This window comes from Vibrio fujianensis, from assembly GCF_002749895.1.
Lineage (GTDB): Bacteria > Pseudomonadota > Gammaproteobacteria > Enterobacterales > Vibrionaceae > Vibrio > Vibrio fujianensis.
In genome coordinates this window covers 1-1,215 of the sequence record NZ_NBUS01000053.1, presented here as the reverse complement: position 1 = coordinate 1,215, position 1,215 = coordinate 1, and the positions used below count along the sequence as shown (strand labels likewise).

The following is a 1,215-nucleotide window of genomic DNA, read 5'->3' as shown; positions in this document are numbered from 1 at the left end:
TGGTTTGGTTGAGTATTTGAGGTTACGGCTGGTTAATTTGAGCGTAGTGGCTTGCGTTGCCTGCCCCTTAATGCGGCGTTATGTTTTCGGGATAACTTGAGGAACAGAAATGGATTTCATTTGGTTGGTTTTAGTTTTGGGCGCGGCTGCTACATTCTACTATTTCGTATCATATTCGAAGCCACAGGATGATGATTGGCACAAATTACCGACACTTGAGGATTATTTGATAAAGCATCCTGAATGTAAAACGGCAGATTCAGAAAGTGCGAAATGCTTTAGTTGTGGTTCAGATAAAGTGATTTTTCAACCATTAACAGCTCATGCAGATCATCGTTATAAACATATTTGCTTATCTTGCAAAAAGACACTTTTTAGAAGTAAGGCAATAATGTCTTAAACCAGTTGATGATTCTAAGAACATTTTCAATAAAATCAGATGGTTGTAATAAAACATAACAAACGGTTCAAGAGGGACAACCAACGCGTGGCATTTTTACTATGCGTTGGTTTTGGTGATTATGGTGTTATGCGAAAGCTTGGTAGTGGCGTTGGTTGCCCCTTAACCGGGCGTTAGGCTTTTCAGATGCGAGGAACTATGGATTATTTAGGAAAAGCAGCTTCTTTATGTCAGGAGCACAGAGTTGAATTAGAGAAGAAAAATTATGATTTGGCGCGGGAAAAGATATATGAAGCTAAAAAATCATACAGCGATCATGCGGAAACCTCTAAGTTTAGTCTTGCACAGACATTAGCTCTTACTGGGCGCCTGCACAAACCTTTGGCTCTTATCAGTAAAGCTGAGGGTAATTCATAGATTAGGTTTAATGCATATTGTGTACTACGCAGTATGTGCCCAAATACCTTGCAATTAACATGTGAAGATAATTAAGCCATATTTTAATCGTTGTAAGTTCACGGTAACGACTTTTGATGATGTTCAAAACTACATTAATTCATTAAATGAGTTTGTTGATTTCAACAACATAGAAACGGAAATTGATAGCTGGATCTAAAAGTCTAACAAACGCTTCAAGAGGGACAGCCAACGCGTGGCATTTTTACTATGCGTTGGTTTTTATAGTTACAGTGTTATGCGGAAAGTTAGTAGTAGCGTTGGCTGCCCCTTAAGCGGGCGTTATGAGGCGTCGCTATTTAGCCTAGAGAGTTATTATGAAAAAAGGATTAATTTATCTGTTGCCTATATTTCTCGTT

General features: G+C 38.5%; 2 protein-coding genes. Both read left to right on the top strand.

Features of this window, described 5'->3' with window-relative positions; all coding sequences use genetic code 11:
* Positions 1 to 109 precede the first annotated feature (109 nt).
* Positions 110 to 400, top strand: a complete 291-nt coding sequence (locus B7C60_RS13175; protein ID WP_099612061.1) for a hypothetical protein — start codon at positions 110 to 112, stop codon at positions 398 to 400.
* A 198-nt stretch (positions 401 to 598) separates the two neighbouring features.
* On the top strand, positions 599 to 817 hold the full coding sequence (locus tag B7C60_RS13165) for a hypothetical protein (RefSeq protein ID WP_157928704.1): 219 nt from the start codon (positions 599 to 601) through the stop codon (positions 815 to 817).
* The last annotated feature ends 398 nt before the right edge of the window (positions 818 to 1,215 follow it).

Bases quoted from the DNA above. Each gene is read 5' to 3' on its own strand.
- B7C60_RS13175 (WP_099612061.1), top strand. From the start codon at position 110: ATGGATTTCATTTGGTTGGTTTTAGTTTTGGGCGCGGCTGCTACATTC.
- B7C60_RS13165 (WP_157928704.1), top strand. From the start codon at position 599: ATGGATTATTTAGGAAAAGCAGCTTCTTTATGTCAGGAGCACAGAGTT.